Annotated in this window: 13 protein-coding genes; all 13 read left to right on the plus strand. The window is 67.7% G+C overall.

Annotated features, from left to right (window positions below; translation table 11 throughout):
• Positions 1-13: 13 nt before the first annotated feature.
• The gene (urtC, locus tag BM297_RS17010) at positions 14-1099 is read left to right on the plus strand and encodes an urea ABC transporter permease subunit UrtC (RefSeq protein ID WP_092433696.1); all 1086 of its coding nucleotides are present in this window, start codon (positions 14-16) and stop codon (positions 1097-1099) included.
• Positions 1096-1911 carry an urea ABC transporter ATP-binding protein UrtD gene (urtD, locus tag BM297_RS17015; protein ID WP_245768284.1) on the plus strand — a complete coding sequence of 272 codons (816 nt, stop codon included), beginning with the start codon at positions 1096-1098 and terminating at the stop codon, positions 1909-1911. The genes urtC and urtD overlap by 4 nt, the downstream gene beginning before the upstream one ends.
• Before the next feature lie 127 nt (positions 1912-2038).
• Positions 2039-2737 (plus strand): urea ABC transporter ATP-binding subunit UrtE, encoded by a 699-nt coding sequence (gene urtE, locus BM297_RS17020; protein WP_092433672.1) that lies wholly within the window; start codon positions 2039-2041, stop codon positions 2735-2737.
• A 485-nt stretch (positions 2738-3222) separates the two neighbouring features.
• Positions 3223-3996, plus strand: coding sequence for an HpcH/HpaI aldolase family protein (locus tag BM297_RS17030; RefSeq protein WP_092433674.1), 774 nt, complete (start codon positions 3223-3225; stop codon positions 3994-3996).
• A gap of 120 nt (positions 3997-4116) precedes the next feature.
• Positions 4117-5316: an ATP-grasp domain-containing protein gene (locus tag BM297_RS17035; RefSeq protein ID WP_092433676.1), complete on the plus strand. Its 1200-nt coding sequence runs from the start codon at positions 4117-4119 to the stop codon at positions 5314-5316.
• A complete protein-coding gene (locus BM297_RS17040; protein WP_092433678.1) occupies positions 5313-7097 on the plus strand; it encodes an IucA/IucC family protein in 1785 nt (594 codons plus the stop codon). Before BM297_RS17035 ends, BM297_RS17040 begins: the two co-directional genes overlap by 4 nt.
• Positions 7082-8227: an MFS transporter gene (locus tag BM297_RS17045; RefSeq protein ID WP_092433680.1), complete on the plus strand. Its 1146-nt coding sequence runs from the start codon at positions 7082-7084 to the stop codon at positions 8225-8227. Before BM297_RS17040 ends, BM297_RS17045 begins: the two co-directional genes overlap by 16 nt.
• Positions 8224-9999 (plus strand): IucA/IucC family protein, encoded by a 1776-nt coding sequence (locus BM297_RS17050; protein ID WP_092433682.1) that lies wholly within the window; start codon positions 8224-8226, stop codon positions 9997-9999. Before BM297_RS17045 ends, BM297_RS17050 begins: the two co-directional genes overlap by 4 nt.
• A complete protein-coding gene (locus BM297_RS17055) occupies positions 9996-11180 on the plus strand; it encodes a type III PLP-dependent enzyme (RefSeq protein ID WP_175526682.1) in 1185 nt (394 codons plus the stop codon). The genes BM297_RS17050 and BM297_RS17055 overlap by 4 nt, the downstream gene beginning before the upstream one ends.
• 165 nt (positions 11181-11345) lie before the next feature.
• The gene (locus BM297_RS17060) at positions 11346-13463 is read left to right on the plus strand and encodes a TonB-dependent receptor family protein (RefSeq protein ID WP_092433688.1); all 2118 of its coding nucleotides are present in this window, start codon (positions 11346-11348) and stop codon (positions 13461-13463) included.
• Between the two features lie 108 nt (positions 13464-13571).
• On the plus strand, positions 13572-13910 hold the full coding sequence (locus BM297_RS17065) for a hypothetical protein (RefSeq protein ID WP_092433698.1): 339 nt from the start codon (positions 13572-13574) through the stop codon (positions 13908-13910).
• Positions 13911-13988: 78 nt separating this feature from the next.
• A complete protein-coding gene (locus tag BM297_RS17070; RefSeq protein WP_092433690.1) occupies positions 13989-15245 on the plus strand; it encodes a TolC family protein in 1257 nt (418 codons plus the stop codon).
• The coding region (locus tag BM297_RS17075) for an efflux RND transporter periplasmic adaptor subunit (protein ID WP_092433699.1) at positions 15242-16302 on the plus strand (1061 nt) is incomplete at its 3' end. The genes BM297_RS17070 and BM297_RS17075, both read left to right, overlap by 4 nt.

Here is a 16302-nt window from a genome sequence, read left to right on the forward strand (position 1 = left end):
GCCCATGAATCCCATGCCTCTCAATAACAGCCTGCTGGCCCGTGCCACTGGCAAGCTCGGCCCGCGCGCGTCGCTGGGCCTCGGCTTGCTTGTGCTCGCCGTGCTGGTCGCCCTGCCGTTGCTGCACCTGCTGCCGGCAGACAGTGCCCTGCACGTATCGGCCTACACCCTGACCCTGGTCGGCAAGATCCTTTGCTACGCGGTGGTCGCCCTGGCCCTCGACCTGGTGTGGGGCTACGCCGGACTGCTGTCGCTCGGCCATGGGCTGTTCTTCGCCCTCGGCGGTTACGCCATGGGCATGTACCTGATGCGCGAAAGCGCGGGCGACGGCCTGCCGGCGTTCATGACCTTCCTGTCCTGGACCGAGTTGCCCTGGTACTGGTACGGCACCTCCAGTTTCCTGTGGACCCTGTGCCTGGTGGTGCTGGCCCCCGGCCTGCTCGCCCTGGTGTTCGGTTTCTTCGCCTTCCGCTCGCGGATCAAGGGCGTGTACTTCTCGATCATGACCCAGGCACTGACCTTCGCCGGGATGCTGCTGTTCTTCCGCAACGAGACGGGCTTTGGCGGCAACAACGGCTTCACCAGCTTCAGGACCATCCTTGGCTTCGACATCACCGCCACCGGCACCCGTGCCGTGCTGTTCCTGTGCATCGTCGCGCTGCTGGCCGGCAGCCTGTATCTGGGCCTCAAGCTGGCGCGCAGCAAGTTCGGCCGGCTACTCACCGCACTGCGCGACGCGGAGAACCGCCTGATGTTCTGCGGCTACGACCCGCGCGGCTACAAGCTGTTCATCTGGGTGCTCAGCGCCGTGCTGTGCGGCCTGGCCGGGGCGCTCTACGTGCCGCTGGTGGGCATCATCAACCCCAGCGAGATGTCGCCGACCAACTCCATCGAAGCGGCCGTGTGGGTGGCCCTCGGCGGGCGCGGCACCCTGATCGGTCCGCTGCTCGGCGCCGGTCTGGTCAACGGCATGAAAAGCTGGTTCACCGTGGCCTTCCCGGAATACTGGCTGTTCTTCCTCGGGGCCCTGTTCATCGTCATCACCCTGTACCTGCCCAAGGGCGTGATCGGCCTGCTGCGCAAGGAGAAAGAGCAATGAATGCCGCCACCACCCACCAGGCCGACCTGCCGCTGGACACCGGCCATCTGGTCGGCAAGGGAGTCAACGTCCGCCACGGCACCATCCTCACCCTGGAGGGGATCAACGTCAGTTTCGACGGCTTCAAGGCACTGACCGACCTCAACCTGTACATCGGCGTCGGCGAGCTGCGCTGCATCATCGGCCCCAACGGCGCCGGCAAGACCACCATGATGGACGTGATCACCGGCAAGACCCGCCCGGACAGTGGCGAAGCCTGGTTCGGCGAGCAGCTCGACCTGACGAAGATGAGCGAGGTGCAGATCGCCCAGGCCGGCATCGGCCGCAAGTTCCAGAAGCCGACGGTGTTCGAGGCGCTCAGCGTGTTCGAGAACCTCGAGCTGGCGCAGAAGACCGACAAGTCGGTGCTGGCCAGCCTGCGCGCGCGCCTGTCCGGCGCGCAGCGCGACCGCATCGACGAGGTGCTCGCCACCATCCGCCTGGAAGGCTCGCGCCTGCGCCCGGCCGGCCTGCTCTCCCACGGCCAGAAGCAGTTCCTCGAGATCGGCATGCTCTTGATGCAGGAGCCGCACCTGCTGCTGCTCGACGAGCCGGTGGCGGGGATGACCGACGCCGAGACCGAGTTCACCGCCGAGCTGTTCAAGTCGCTGGCGCGCAAGCACTCGCTGATGGTGGTCGAGCACGACATGGGCTTCGTCGGCTCGATCGCCGACCACGTCACCGTGCTGCACCAGGGCCGTGTACTGGCCGAAGGCTCGCTGGAGCAGGTGCAGGCCAACGAGCGGGTGATCGAGGTGTATCTGGGGCGCTGAGCCCCGCAGGGTGGACAACGGCGCAGCCTTGTCCACCACGCACCAACAGACAGTTGATGGTTGCCATGCTCCTGCGTGGCAACCCAGCCGGGGACGCTCCGGCATCCCCCTGCAAGAGGACCAATTCATGCTGCAAGTCCAGCAACTCCACCAGTACTACGGCGGCAGCCACATCCTGCGCGGCCTGTCGTTCGAGGCACGGATCGGCGAGGTTACCTGCCTACTCGGCCGCAACGGGGTGGGCAAGACCACCCTGCTGAAATGCCTGATGGGCCTGATCCCGGCGAAAGACGGCCAGGTGCTCTGGGAAGACGCCGATATCACCGGCTACAAGCCGCACCAGCGCGTGCACGCCGGCATCGCCTACGTGCCGCAGGGGCGTGACATCTTCGGCCGGCTGACCGTCGAGGAAAACCTGCTGATGGGCCTTTCCCGCTTCCCAGCCAGCGAGGCCAAGGCTGTGCCCGAGTCGATCTACGAGCTGTTCCCGGTGCTGCGCGAGATGAAACACCGCCGCGGCGGCGACCTGTCCGGCGGCCAGCAGCAACAGCTGGCCATCGGCCGCGCGCTGGCCAGCCGCCCGCGCCTGCTGATCCTCGACGAGCCCACCGAAGGCATCCAGCCCTCGGTGATCAAGGAGATCGGCACAGTGATCCGCAAGCTCGCCGAGCGCGGCGACATGGCCATCCTGCTGGTCGAGCAGTTCTACGACTTCGCCGCCGAACTGGCCGACCAGTATCTGGTCATGTCGCGCGGCGAGATCATCCAGCATGGCCGCGGCGAAAGCATGGAAGCCGATGGGGTGCGCGGGCTGGTGGCGATCTGAGTTCGCAGCCACCTGTCTTGGGCAAGTGCTCCGACTCAGAGCCGATCCAAAGCTCATTCTTGATGCGCGCTCAGACACGCACGGTGCGGCTGAAAAGCGAGAAGAGGCTGTCCTCGACAGTCCACTAACCCAGACCGATGTCGAGCGGGTTTTCATCCTGTGCCGCGACTTGCTCCGCTTGCGCCCTCAGATCGTCCTGATGACGGTGATCTGAAGCGAGCTTCAGCAACAGGACTTTCCGCCAATCCGCCCCTACTTGTAGAGGCAGGGATACGGCTGCGCGCCCCGAGGCCGCTTAGATGCCTGTCTACGCGCCCGGCAAATGTTGTGGGTCGGGTTTGAAGAGGCTATCCGCCAAGGGTCGGCAAGATCAGGTTGTAACTGGTGCGGGATTTTCCCTGTTGGTGTTGCATTCGAGGGGTTTACAGAAAGCAAATTAAACGCTAATAATTCTCATTAGCGAATAATTAGCGTAAGGATGCAATATGCTCCGAAAGTCCCCCGTCCTCGCCCGCCTGAATCGCAGCGAGGAGGTCTATGGCCTGCTCAATTCGGTTCCCTCGCCCCTGTTGTGCGAAATGATCGCCGCCGCCGGTTATCACTTTGCCATTCTCGACATGGAACACCTGCTGCGCTCCGGCGAGGAACTGATGCACTGTCTGCGCGCCTGTGAGGCAACGGGCATTTCGCCCTGGTTGCGCCTGCCGGAGGTCGATGCCAAGCTGATCGGACGCGCACTGGATGCGGGTGTCGAAGCGATAGTGCTGCCGCGGGTGGAAAGTGTCGAAGAAGTCGAGCGGGCCGTGGCCGCCGCCTACTTTCCACCTCTGGGCCGCCGTGGCATCACTGGTGGGCGCTGCACCGGTTTCGGCACCCTCGCCTTGCCCGACTACATCGCTCAGGCCAATGCCGAGCCGCGCATCGTGCCGATGATCGAAAGCGCGGCCGGCGTTGAGGCGCTGGAGGCCATTCTTCGCCTGCCGGGCATCGCCATGGTCCTCGAAGGGGCTCTGGATCTGGCGCTGGACCTCGGCGTCGGCCCCGACCCGCTGCACCCCAAGGTCTGGCAGGCGCTGCAGCGGATGGCGGCAAACTGTGCCGACGCCCAGGTGCCTTTCTGCGCCAACCCGCGCACGGCCGAGCAGAACCGCCATTGGAGGGCGCACGGGATCCGCAGCTATCTCGCCGGCGAAGACCGCGGCTTGCTGCTCAATGCCCTGAAAGCGCGCCTGCAGGGTTTGCAGGTCTCCCCGCCATGAGCGGCACACCCCCCAGCTTCCGCCGAACGCCTCAGCTCCGCCGCTGACCCAATCCCCGAGTCATCACGCCGGCAAGGGCAGCCGCCTTGCCGACGGACCGCTATTGCCCAGGAGAAACCCATGCAAAGGCCCATCGTCATTCTCAGTCACGTTGCCACCCATGCCGTGTGCGAAGGCTTCCTGCCCACAGCCCAGCGGCACGGACAACCGCTGTTGCTGCTCACCGACCATGCACAGGAGCACTGGCGTCACCTGGCCGATGCCCAGGTGACGGTCGACGGACTCGAGATCCTCGAGTGCGACGTGTTCAACCCGCTGGCGGTGATCGAGCTGCTGCACGCCCATGGCCAGCGCCCGCTGGCGGTGTTTTCCAATAGCGACCACCTGCAGACCAGCTGTGCCCTGATAGCGGAAGCCTTCGCCTGCCCCGGCAAGGACTGGCAGATCTGCCACGCGGCGAAGAACAAGGCGGAGATGCGTGAACGTCTGCAGCGCCTCGGCCTGCCCGGTCCCTGGTTCAAGGTACTGACGCCCGGAGCACAGCCGCCGGCGGACGCGCCCTTCCCGCTGGTGGCCAAGCCGCGCGAAGGCGTCGCCAGCCTGGACGTGCAGCTGTGCCGCAACGCCGCCGAACTGGCCGACTACTGCGCGGCTTTCTGGCAGCGCCAGCCGAGCCGCGCACTGCTGCTCGAGGCCTACATGGAGGGACCGCTGTTCACCCTGGAGACCCTCGGCGATGGCCAGCGCCTGCAGGCCATCGGCGGCTTCGACGTGACCCTCTCGCCGCCGCCGCACTTCGTCGAGCTGGAGGCGCGCTGGAACGGCCCACTCAGCCGCGCCAACCGCAGCGCAGCTCTGGCCCAGGTGGCCGCCTTCGGCGTCAACTTCGGCGTCTGCCACAGCGAGTTCATCCTCACCGCCAACGGTCCGGTGCTGGTCGAGATCAACTACCGCAGCATCGGCGACGGCCGCGAGTTCCTCCTCGACCGCCTGCTGCCGCAGGGCTGGTTCGAGCGCATCCTCGCCCTGCACCTGGGCGAGCCGCTGGACGACAGCGAAAGCAGCAGCGCCGCGGCCCTGGTGCACTACCTGGTCGCGCCGCACGGCGGCCGCCTGCTCGCAGCCAGTGGCAGCTTCCGCCAGGAAGACCACGGCTACTGGACCGACTACTGCGCACTGCATGAAGTCGGCGAGGAGATTCGCCTGAGCAACTCGAACAAGGACTACCTGGGCGTGCTGCGCCTGATCGCGCCCGACGAAGCCGCGCTGCAGGGGCATTTCGATGCCGTGCGCAGCGACCTGCGCTGGGAGCTGGCATGAATCCGCACGAACTCGACCATGACCAAGACCGCGCGGCCATCGGCCAGCGCATTCTCGACTGCTGCCTGCGCGAGGATATCCGCGGGCTGCTCGGCTTGGCGCGCCCGTGCGAGCTGCCGGTCGAACTGAAGGCCCACTGGCCTGACTCGATAGAGCCGATCTGGCTGTGCATCGACCATCTCGCCTGCGGCGATCTCTGGCTGCCGGTGCGCCGCGGCGCACCGTTGCAGGAGTGGAGCGCAATCGGCGACCGCTGGTTGCGCCGCCAGGGCGACAGCGTGAGCCTGGAGCAGGGCTACCGCCGCTGGCTCGAGCACCTGGCTACCGGCCTGGACGCCGAGAGCCTGGCGTTGTTCGCCGACTACGCTGAGGAAGCCGACTGCGCGGTCGAGCATCGCCGCCTGTGCCGCGAGGCCTACGCCGCGCAGGCCGGCGACCTGAGCGAGCTCCTCGCGGAAGCGGACTGGGGCCGACGCCTGCTCGGCATCGACCGCCTGGCCAGCTACCTCGACCACCCCTTCTACCCCACCGCGCGGGCCAAGAGCGGCTTCGACGCCGCAGCCCTGCAGGCCTACGCCCCGGAATTCGCGCCACGTTTTCGCCTCAACTGGCTGGCCGTGCCCAAGACGCTTTTCGAGCAGACCAGCGCGCCGCCGGCGCTGTGGCCGAGCTTCGCCGCGGTCGGCCTGGACCCGGCGCTGGAGGAGAGCCACGCGCTGCTGCCGGTGCACCCGCTGACCTGGCCAGAACTGGATGCCCACGGCCTGCCGCCAGGCTGCCTGCGCGCACCACGCAGCGCCCTGGAGGTGGAGCCGACCCTGTCGGTGCGCACGGTGCTGTGCGTCGAGGCGCCGCGCTGCCATATCAAGCTACCGCTCTCGGTGCGTACCCTGGGTGCACGCAACCTGCGCCTGATTAAGCCGAGCACCCTCTACGACGGTCACTGGTTCCAGACCGTGCTGCAGGAGCTCGCCGAACGCGACGGCCAGCTCGGTGCGCGCTACCTGCACGTCGACGAGCTGCACGGCGGCCACGCCGCCGGCGAGCGCCACCTGGCCTACATCCTGCGTCGCTACCCGGACGGCCTGGAGCAGGCGACCCTGGTGCCGGTCGCCGCCCTCGCCAGCCGCCTGCCCGACGGCCGCCTGCTGGTCGAAGCGCTGGTTCAGCGCTTCCACGGCGGCGACCTGCTGGCCTGGTGGCAGGAATATCTCGACCTCCTGCTCACGGTGCACCTGCGCCTCTGGCTGGTCTACGGCATCGCCCTGGAGGCCAACCAGCAGAACGCCGTGCTGATGTTCGAAGCCGGCCGGCCGCTGCGGCTGCTGATGAAGGACAACGACGCCGCACGGCTGTGGCCGGCGCGCTTCGCCACCGCCTGCCCGGACCTGGTGCCGCGACTGGCCGAGCTGCGCGACGAGCGGATCCGCGTCGATGGCGCCCGACCGCTGGCCGAAATGTTCTGCACCATCACCCTGCAGCTGAACCTGATCGCGCCGCTGGAGGCCATCGCCGAGTCCGGCCTGGCCTCACGCGAGGCGCTGTATAGCCGTCTGCGCGAGCGCCTGCGTGCGTGCCTCGAGGCGCTGGCGGTCGCGGGCGTGGCGGTCGACGAGGCGCGTCACTTCCTGCTCGACAGCCCCAGGCTGCCGGTGAAGTACCTGCTCAGCGCGGGCAGCCTGTTCAGCAAGGCGCGCTCCGGCGCGGCAGACATCAACAAGTTCTACGGCTACAGCGCGGCGAACTTCCTGCAGGATGCAGCCCCATGTCCCGCCAGCTGACCGCCTGCGTCCTGCTCGGCCACTACCTGTCGGCCTTCACCGCCCTGGGCGCGCCGCTGTTCCTGCCGCGCATCCTCGCCGATCTAGGTAGTGCGGCGCCGACCTGGAGCATCGGCGTGCTCTATATCCTGCCGACCCTGTGCACCGCGCTGGCGGCGCCGCTCTGGGGGCGCCTGGCCGACCGCCACGGCTGCCGGCTGTCGCTGCTGCGCGCTCATGCCGGCCTCGCCGTCGGCTTCCTGCTCGCCGGCTTCAGTCCGAACCTGGGGGTGTTCACCCTAGCACTGATCGTCCAGGGCACCTTCGGCGGCGCCATGGCGGCGTCGAACGCCTACCTGGCGACCCAGCTCGCCGGGGAAGGCCTGACCCGCGCGCTCAACCTGACCCAGTACTCGGCGCGCCTCGCGCTGCTCAGCGGCCCGGTGCTGGTCGGCCTGCTGGCGAGCGCCGGGTTGGGGCTGGAGATGTATCGCTACCTGGCCTGGCTGCCGCTGCTGGCCTTCCTGCTGGTGCTGCCGTTGCCGGCCGATGCGCCGCGCCCGCCGGTCCAGGCCGCAGGCGACAAGCCCGTCGTCGAGGCGCTGCCGCCTGACCTGCTGCGCCTGCTCGCCGTGCAGTTCCTGTTCAGCTTCGCCATGGTGGTGACCTTCCCCTACTTCGTGCCCTACGGCGAGGCCCTCGGGATTGCCAACGACGCGCTGATCGGTCTGCTCTACAGCCTGCCGCACCTGGTCTACCTCCTGGCCCTGCCCTGGGTGCAGCGCAGCAGCGGCCCGTTGCTGCCGGCCGGACTCGCCCTGTTCGCGCTGAGCAACCTGCTGCAGTTCCTGCGCGTGCCGGCCGAGCTGCTGTTCGCACTACGCCTACTCGCCGGGCTGGGCATGCTGCTGTGTTTCGTCGGCCTGCACCGCTACCTCGCCGCCCTCCGCCGCCAGGGCGGCGCCGGCCGCCTGTTCGGCTGGTACGACGCCAGCGGCAAGTGGGCCGGCAGCGCCGCCGGCCTGGTCGCCGGCCTGGCCTGCCAGTACTACGGCGTCGCCATGCCTTTCCTGATCGCCTGCCTGGCCGCGTTGGCCGCGATGGCCGTGGCTCACCCCCTACTCACCCGCTCGCCGGAGACCGCCCCATGACCCTTGTCGCTCGCTCGCCCCACGAACGCACCCTGGACGGAGAGGCCCAGCGCCACGCCATCGATTGCCTGCTCAACTGCTACCTGCGCGAGTACGCCCTGCCGCGCGGTGAGGCGAGTCTCGACTGCCATGCGCCGGACCTGCCCATGGGCCTGCGTCACGCCGAAACCCGCTGCGTCGGCATCCAGCTCGCCAACGGCAGCCGCCTGGCGCTGCTCGCCGACCGCACCAGCGTGCTCGGCCGCTGCCGCTTCGTCAGCCCGCCCTACTTCAAGGGCCACGGCCAGGGCTGGCGGCCGCTGGACGCCGCCGAACTGGCGCGCCTGCTGCTCGCCCCACTGAACGGCCCGGACCGCCACGGCGAGCTGCTCGAGCAGATCGACAACAGCCTGCGCATCACCCGCACCTTTCTCACCCACGCCCGCGCGGCCAACCACGAGCCGGCCGACAGCCATGAGCTAATCGATAGCCTGCTGCGCTCCGAGCAGGGCCAGGTCTGGGGCCATGCCCTGCACCCGACGCCGAAAAGCCGCGATGGCGTTTCCGAGGCCGACCTGCTGGCCTGCTCGCCGGAAGTCGGCGCGCGCTTCCCGCTGCATTGGTTCCGCGTCGACCCCGCGTTGATCCGCCACCAGGGCGACGACCCGCGCGGCCTGCTCGCCGAGGTCGCCGGCGCCGACCACCTCTACCCCTGCCACCCGTGGGAGGTTTCGCGGGTGCTGGCCGATCCGCTGGTCCAGCGGGTGCGCGACCTCGGCCTCCTGGAATACCTCGGCCCGCGGGGCCTGGCGCTCTACCCGACCTCTTCGGTACGTACTCTCTACCATCCCGCGCTGAGCCATTTCCTCAAGTTCTCGATCCACGTGCGGCTGACCAACTGCGTGCGCAAGAACGCCTGGTACGAGCTGGACAGCGCGGTGGCCCTGACCCGCCTGCTTGGCCCGCTGATGGCCGAGCTGGACCACAACCAACCTGGCTTCGCGCTGATGGCCGAGCCGGCCGCCAGCACCCTGGACCTGTCGGCCTATGGCAGCCCGGAGGAAGCCCGTGAGGTTACCGAATGCTTCGGCATCCTCTACCGGCAGAACCTCGACGAAGCCAGCCGCCGGCGTTATCGCCCGCAAGTCGCCATGGCTCTGTTCACCTGGGACCTGGGGGGCATCAGCGCCTGTCAGGTGCTGGTCGCGCACTGTGCGGCGCAGCTCGGCGTGGACCCGGCCGAGGCCGCGCTGCGCTGGCTGCGCGCCTATGCCGGGCTGCTGCTGGGCGGCTCGCTGCACTGCCTGTTCCACCACGGCGTGGTGCTCGAACCGCACCTGCAGAACACCCTTCTCGGCTTCGACGATCAGGGCCTGCCCTGCCGCGTATGGATCCGCGACCTGGAAGGCACCAAGCTGGTCCCCGAGCACTGGCCGGCAGCGCGCCTCGCCCACCTCGACGAGCGCACCCGCGCCTCGCTCCACTACGACGCCGACAAGGCCTGGAAGCGGGTCGCCTACTGCGCCCTGGTCAACAACCTCGGCGAGGCGGTGTTCCACCTGGCCAATGGCGATGCGGCGCTGGAGCGGCGCCTGTGGCGGGAGATCGCCGCCATCCTCGAAGCGCAGCGCGCGCCGCTCGGCGAGCCGCAGGCTTTGCTCGAGCTGTGCGCCGGCGCGCCCCTGCCGAGCAAGGAGAACTTCATGACCCGCCTGCTGATGCGCGCTGACCGCGAAGCCGGCTACACCGCCCTGCCCAATCCGCTGACCGCCGCCCGTGGAGATTGCCGATGAGCCTGCCCGCCCCCGTCCAACACGCCATCGCCGAGCTGCGCCGCCAGCGCGGTGAGCCGCTGTGCGCCTACCTCTACGACCTGGCGGCGCTGGCGCGCCACGCACGTAATTTGCGCGAAGCGCTGCCGGCCAACTGCGAGCTGTTCTACGCCGCCAAGGCCAACCCCGAGGCGCCGATCCTGCGCACCCTGGCGCCCTGGGTCGATGGCTTCGAGGCGGCTTCCGGCGGCGAGCTACGCTGGCTTCATGAGCGCCATCAGGACAAGCCGCTGATCTTCGGCGGCCCAGGCAAGCTGGACAGCGAGCTGGCCGCCGCCATGGACTGCCGGATTTCCGCCTTCCACGTGGAAAGCATCGGCGAGCTGCGCCGCCTGGCGCTCGTCGCCAAGAGCTACGGCCGCCCAGCCCCGGTGCTTTTACGGCTCAACCTCAGGCTCGCCGAGGCGCCGGACAGTCGCCTGGTGATGGGCGGCAAGCCGACGCCCTTCGGCCTCGACGAGCAGGCCCTCGACGAGGCCCTGGCGCTGCTCGCCGGCGAGCCCTGGCTGAAGCTTCAGGGCCTGCACTTCCACCTGCTCTCCCACCAGCTGGACAGCGCCGCCCACCTGCAGCTGATGCGCAGCTACTTCCGCTGCTTCCGCCAGCTGAACGCGCGCCACGGTCTGGAGCTGGAACTGCTCAACGTCGGCGGCGGCATGGGCATCGACTACCAGGACCACGCCCGCTCCTTCGACTGGCCGGGCTTCTGCGCGGGACTTGCGACACTGATCGCCGAGGAAGGCATGGCCGGGACGCGCATCCGCTTCGAGATCGGCCGCTTCCTCAGCGCCGCCTGCGGCTACTACCTGATGGAAGTACTGGACATCAAGCGCAGCCACGGCCAGTACTTCGCCGTGGCCCGCGGCGGCACCCACCATTTTCGCACCCCGGCAGCGCAGGGCCACGACCATCCCTTCGTGGTGTTGCGCGGCAGCCGACCGACCGAGCTGGAGAACCAGCCGGTGACCTTGGTCGGCCAGCTGTGCACGCCCAAGGACGTGCTGGCCCGTCAGCAGCCGGTGGCCGCCTTGGCGGTCGGCGACCTCTTGGTGTTCACCCTGGCCGGCGCCTACGCCTGGAACATCTCGCACCAGCACTTCCTGATGCACGAACCGCCGCAGGTGGTCTTCTTGGAAGCTTGAACCCTTGTACTGAGTAGCCATCGGACTAACCCAACAGGTCTTTACATTCAATTTACATATTAGCTATTATTGATAATAATTCTCGTTAGCAGAAAGATTTAGATTCCCACACTGCCGGTAGTCCAGAAAACGGATAACATCAACAATCAGGAGCTTCGCCTCGTCATGAGACAACCCCCCCACCAGATTGGCCTCTCGATCAGCCTGCTGGCCTTGGCCGTCGCCCAAGCGGCATTCGCAGCTGAAATTACCAGCGATACCATTGAGCCACAGGGCCAGGATCTCACCCTCGCCCCTTTCGTAATCAAGGGTGATGTGCTCGGTCAGGGCAGCGACGAGGAAGTCCGTACCTACGCCGGCAGCCGCAACGTGGTAGAGGCCAAGGATCTGAAGAAGGCCAGCGTGCGAGGCCTGGACGATGCCCTGCAGCGGGTACCCGGGGTGAAGATTTTCGACGAGACCGGTACTGGCGTGCTGCCGCAATTATCGGTGCGCGGCCTGTACGAAAGCCGCAGTGGCCGTGTGCAGGCGCTGGCCGACGGCGTTCCGCTGGCCCTCGGCCCCTACGGCCAGACCAGCCTGTCGCTGTTCCCGCAGACCCTGGCTACCGTCGAGCGCATCGACGTTGCTCGTGGCGGCGCTGCCGTGCAGTACGGCCCGAACAACGTCGGCGGGGTGATCAACTTCATCAGCCCTCCGATCCCCGACGAGTGGGAAACCACCCTGCAGGAGCGGGTCACCTTCGCCCCCGGCGGCCGGCAGCTGTTCGATAGCTACATCGGCACCGGCGGCCGGATCAACGACAGTTTCGCCCTGCAGCTTGACCTCAACACCATCGACGGCGAGTACGGCCGCGAGCATTCCGAGACTGCCGTACAGAACTACCGCCTGCGCGGCCAGTGGGACATTGACGACTCGCGCAGCCTGAGCTTCGGCGTGCAGCGCTACATCGCCGACATGGACCTCGCCGGCGCCCTCAGCGTAGCCGACTACAAGGATGATCCGCGCCAATCGACCCGTGAGCTCGACCGCTTCGAGGGCGACACCGACCGCGTCTGGGCCACCTGGAACCAGTACCTCGGCAGCTTCGGTCCGTTCGACAGCGTCGACTTCAGCTGGACCAACTTCGCCCACCATAGCTACCGCAACTTCATCGTCGGCCTGCCGTTCACCCCCGACGCCACCCCCGCTACCTTGCAGGATGCGCCCCGCGACTTCCGCGTGTGGGGCAGCGAGCCGCGCCTGAGCCTCTCCATCGACGGCGACACGGTCAGCCAGACCTGGGTGCTCGGTGCCCGCCTGGTCAAGGAGGATGTGGACTTCAAGGTCAACCGCGACAACCTGAGCACCGGTGCACATACTGTGTTCCGCGACTGGACCTTCGACGACGAGGGCAAGGCCGCCTATATCAGCAACGCCATCGGCCTGCTCGACGGCCGCCTGACCATCACCCCTGGGGTACGCTACGAGCACGCCACCATGGAGTACGAAGGCAAGGTCAACGGCGTAGCGCAGAAGCCGCAGGAAAAGACCGCCGAGGAATGGCTGCCGGGTCTCAGCGTCGGTTACCAGCTGAACGATGAGTGGTTCCTCTACGCCGACGCCCAGCGCTCGCTGCGCATGCCGCAGATCACCTCGATCGTCTTCGACGGCGACGTGGCCGCCGAGCTGGCCTGGAACTACGAGACCGGTGTGCGCTTCAGCCCGAGCAACAACCTGCGCCTGGAAGCCGGCCTGTATCGCATCGATTTCAAAGATCAGATCGAATACAACTCGAGAACGACCCGCTTCGAGAACCTCGGCAGCACCCGTCACCAAGGCATCGAGACCCAGGTGTTCTGGACGCCCGAAGCCCTGCCGCTGCTCGACCTGCACGCCAGCTATGCCTACCTGGAAGCCGAGCAGCGCTCCGGTCAGTTCGACGGCAACGAAGTGCCCTTCTCCTCCAAGCACCAGCTGGCGGTCGACGGCCGCTACCGCTTCGCCGAACACTGGAGCTACAGCCTCGACGGCCTCTACGTGAGCAGCGCCTTCACCGACGCGGCCAACAGCGAGGACGAGAATGCCAATGCCTCGGTCGGCAAGATCCCCGGCTACTGGCTGTGGAACACCGCCCTAGAGCGCGAGTTCAAGATGCAGGACGGCAGCCAGTTGACCGCCTCGGCCGGCGTCAGCAACCTGTTCGACCGCGAATACTACTTCCGCGGCATCGACACCAGCCCGTGGGGCCGCCAGCCGGCGCCGGGTCGCACCCTGACCCTGGGCGTGAACTATCGCTTCTGAGTGTCTCGGTTGCCTTCAATACCGCTCAGCCAATATGGCTGAGCGGTCGGAACCTCCCCACTTGATCTTGGTTGCATGCTCTACGCGGGGGCAACTAGACTCATGACCATGAAACGCAACCTGCGACTCTGCCTGATTTTCCTGATCGGCCTGACGCTTCCCTTCGTGGGGATGGCGGGCGTGCAGGCACAGGTTGAGCCCTGTCCAATGCAGGTGAGCGACATGGCGACCATGGATATGACGCCCGACTGCTGCGAGGACATGTTTAGTCCCACCGAGCATGGCAAGCTCTGCAAGACGGGACAGGAATGCAAGACCGCCAGCCTACTGCAGGTGACGGCGATCAAGCCTCCCGTTCCCCTGTCCGCCCCTGTGGCGACGCCCGACCACCACGATCTCCTGCCTGAGCGGTCTCCGTCCGGCCCTTGGCGTCCCCCCCGCGCCTGATTCCTGCTTTTCCCTGGATCACTGCCTCGCCCAGCGAGACGGCTGATCTCTGCGCGAAACATTACAGGAATCAAGAGCATGAACATCCAACGTCACTCCCCGGGGTGGCCCAGCGCCGCGGCCCTGGCGGCGGCCGTGCTGGCATTGCCGAGCCAGGCGGCCCCGCTGACACTCGTCGAGGCCTTGCGCCTGGCCGAGTACAACGCCCCTTCGCTGGCCGCCGAGCAGGCCAAACTGCAAGCCGCCAGCAGTGCAGCCATTCCCGCTGGCGAACTGCCCGATCCCCAGCTGCGGCTGGGCATACAAAACTATCCCGTCGGCGGACCCGACCGCTGGAGCATCGACCGCGACTTTATGACCATGCAGATGGTCGGCGTCATGCAGGAGGTGCCCAACCGGGCCAAGCGCCAGGCGCGGGTCGAGGTGGCCGAGGCAGCGGTGGAGCGCGCCGCCGCCGACGGCACTGTCGAACGTCTGAACGTTCGCCTGGCCACCGCGCTGGCGTGGATCGATCGCCTCGCGGTTGAACGCCAGATGGTGCTGTTCGCCGAGTTCATCCGCGAGAATCGCCTGCTGGCCGCCGCCGTGCAGGCACAGATCGCCGGTGGCCGGGGTCAGACCGCCGACGCGGTGAGGCCGAAACAGGAAGCGGCCCGCCTGGCCGAGCAGCAGGACGAGCTGGCCCAGCTGCACGTTCGGGCGCGTGCTGCCCTGCGCCGCTGGATAGGCATGGCCGCCGACCGGCCGCTGGCTGGCGACTGGCCGCAATGGTCTGTCGAGCATACCCGTTACAGCCACCAGTTACCCCGCCACCCGGCGCTGGCCGTCTTCGAGCCGATGACGCGCGAAGCACAAGCCAAGGTGCGGGAGGCGCAGGCGGAGAAGAAGTCCGACTGGAGTTGGGAGCTCGACTACCAGCGCCGCGGCCGCGAGTTCGGCGACATGGTCGGTGTGCAGGTCAGTTTCGACCTGCCGCTGTTCCCCGGCTCCCGGCAGGATCCGAAAATCGCCGCCCGGCATGCCGAACTCAACCAGTTGGAGGCCGAGCGCGAAGCCCTGCTGCGCGAGCATGCCCAGCAACTGGAAGAAGATCTGGCCGACTATCAGCGGCTGAAGCGGGCGCTGCAGCGCAACAGCGACAGCTTCGTGCCGCTGGCCCGGGAGAAGGGGGAGCTCAGTCTGGCCAGCTATCGCGCCGGCAAGGGCGATCTGCTCGGCGTCATCGCCGCCCGTCAGGAGCTGATCGAGGCTCGCCTGCGCCAGGTCGAGCTGGAGGCGCAGCGCGCTCGGACCGGCGCGCGGCTGTATTTTTCCTACGGGGAGGAGCGGCCATGACCACGCGAATCGGGCCGACAATCGCATTGTGCGGCCTGGCACTCGCTTTCGGCGCAGGCGGGGGTTACTGGTTCGCCCAGCAGCGCTCGTACGAGGTGGCCGACAAATCCAAACCTGCTGCCACCGCGCAGGACGAACGTCCGGTGCTGTACTGGTACGACCCGATGTACCCGCAGCAGCGATTCGACAAACCGGGCAAGTCGCCCTTCATGGACATGCAGCTGGTGCCCCGCTATGCCGATGTCGACGCGGACAGCGCCGCCTTCAGCATCGATCCGCGACTGACCCAGAGTCTCGGCCTGCGTCTGGCGACCGTCAGCCGTGGGCCCTTTGCCTCCAGTCTGGAGGTGAGCGGCGTCCTAGCTTTCAACGAACGGGATGTCGCGGTGGTCCAGGCGCGCACCAGCGGCTTCGTCGAGCTGGTCTATTCCCATGCACCGGGCGATGTGCTGGCAGCCGGCGCGCCGCTGGCTGACCTGCTGGTACCGGAATGGGCCGCCGCCCAGGAAGAGTTTCTCGCCCTTGCGCGCAGTGGCGATGCCGAACTGCTGGCGGCAGCCCGCCAGCGCCTGCGCCTGGCCGGGATGCCGGCGACGTTGATCGCCCGGGTGGAGCGCAGCGGCAAGGCCCAGCCAACCCTGACCATCGCCAGCCCCATCAGCGGCGTGTTGCAGGAACTGGCGGTGCGCACGGGCATGAGCGTGGCGGCCGGCGCAACCCTGGCGCGGATCAACGGCCTGGACAGCGTCTGGCTGGAGCTGGCGGTGCCGGAAGCCGAGGCCGGGGTGCTGGCCGCCGGCCAGACGGTCGAGGCGCGCCTGCCGGCCTTCGCCGGCGAGGTGCTGACGGGCCGGGTGGCCGCCATCCTGCCCGAGGCGAACGCCGATAGCCGTACCCTGCGCGTCCGCGTCGAACTGGCCAACCCCGACGGGCGCCTGCGACCGGGGTTGACAGCGCAGGTACGCCTGAATCGGGCGAGCGAACAGGGCGTGTTGTGGGTGCCGAGCGAGGCCGTCATCCGCACCGGCCGGCGGGCGCTGGTCATGCTCGCCGAAGA

It is taken from the genome of Geopseudomonas sagittaria (assembly GCF_900115715.1).
Lineage (GTDB): Bacteria > Pseudomonadota > Gammaproteobacteria > Pseudomonadales > Pseudomonadaceae > Geopseudomonas > Geopseudomonas sagittaria.

Excerpts from the sequence above, each read along its gene's own strand:
- urtC (WP_092433696.1), top strand. The coding sequence starts at position 14 with ATGCCTCTCAATAACAGCCTGCTGGCCCGTGCCACTGGCAAGCTCGGC.
- urtD (WP_245768284.1), top strand. The coding sequence starts at position 1,096 with ATGAATGCCGCCACCACCCACCAGGCCGACCTGCCGCTGGACACCGGC.
- urtE (WP_092433672.1), top strand. The coding sequence starts at position 2,039 with ATGCTGCAAGTCCAGCAACTCCACCAGTACTACGGCGGCAGCCACATC.
- BM297_RS17030 (WP_092433674.1), top strand. The coding sequence starts at position 3,223 with ATGCTCCGAAAGTCCCCCGTCCTCGCCCGCCTGAATCGCAGCGAGGAG.
- BM297_RS17035 (WP_092433676.1), top strand. The coding sequence starts at position 4,117 with ATGCAAAGGCCCATCGTCATTCTCAGTCACGTTGCCACCCATGCCGTG.
- BM297_RS17040 (WP_092433678.1), top strand. The coding sequence starts at position 5,313 with ATGAATCCGCACGAACTCGACCATGACCAAGACCGCGCGGCCATCGGC.
- BM297_RS17045 (WP_092433680.1), top strand. The coding sequence starts at position 7,082 with ATGTCCCGCCAGCTGACCGCCTGCGTCCTGCTCGGCCACTACCTGTCG.
- BM297_RS17050 (WP_092433682.1), top strand. The coding sequence starts at position 8,224 with ATGACCCTTGTCGCTCGCTCGCCCCACGAACGCACCCTGGACGGAGAG.
- BM297_RS17055 (WP_175526682.1), top strand. The coding sequence starts at position 9,996 with ATGAGCCTGCCCGCCCCCGTCCAACACGCCATCGCCGAGCTGCGCCGC.
- BM297_RS17060 (WP_092433688.1), top strand. The coding sequence starts at position 11,346 with ATGAGACAACCCCCCCACCAGATTGGCCTCTCGATCAGCCTGCTGGCC.
- BM297_RS17065 (WP_092433698.1), top strand. The coding sequence starts at position 13,572 with ATGAAACGCAACCTGCGACTCTGCCTGATTTTCCTGATCGGCCTGACG.
- BM297_RS17070 (WP_092433690.1), top strand. The coding sequence starts at position 13,989 with ATGAACATCCAACGTCACTCCCCGGGGTGGCCCAGCGCCGCGGCCCTG.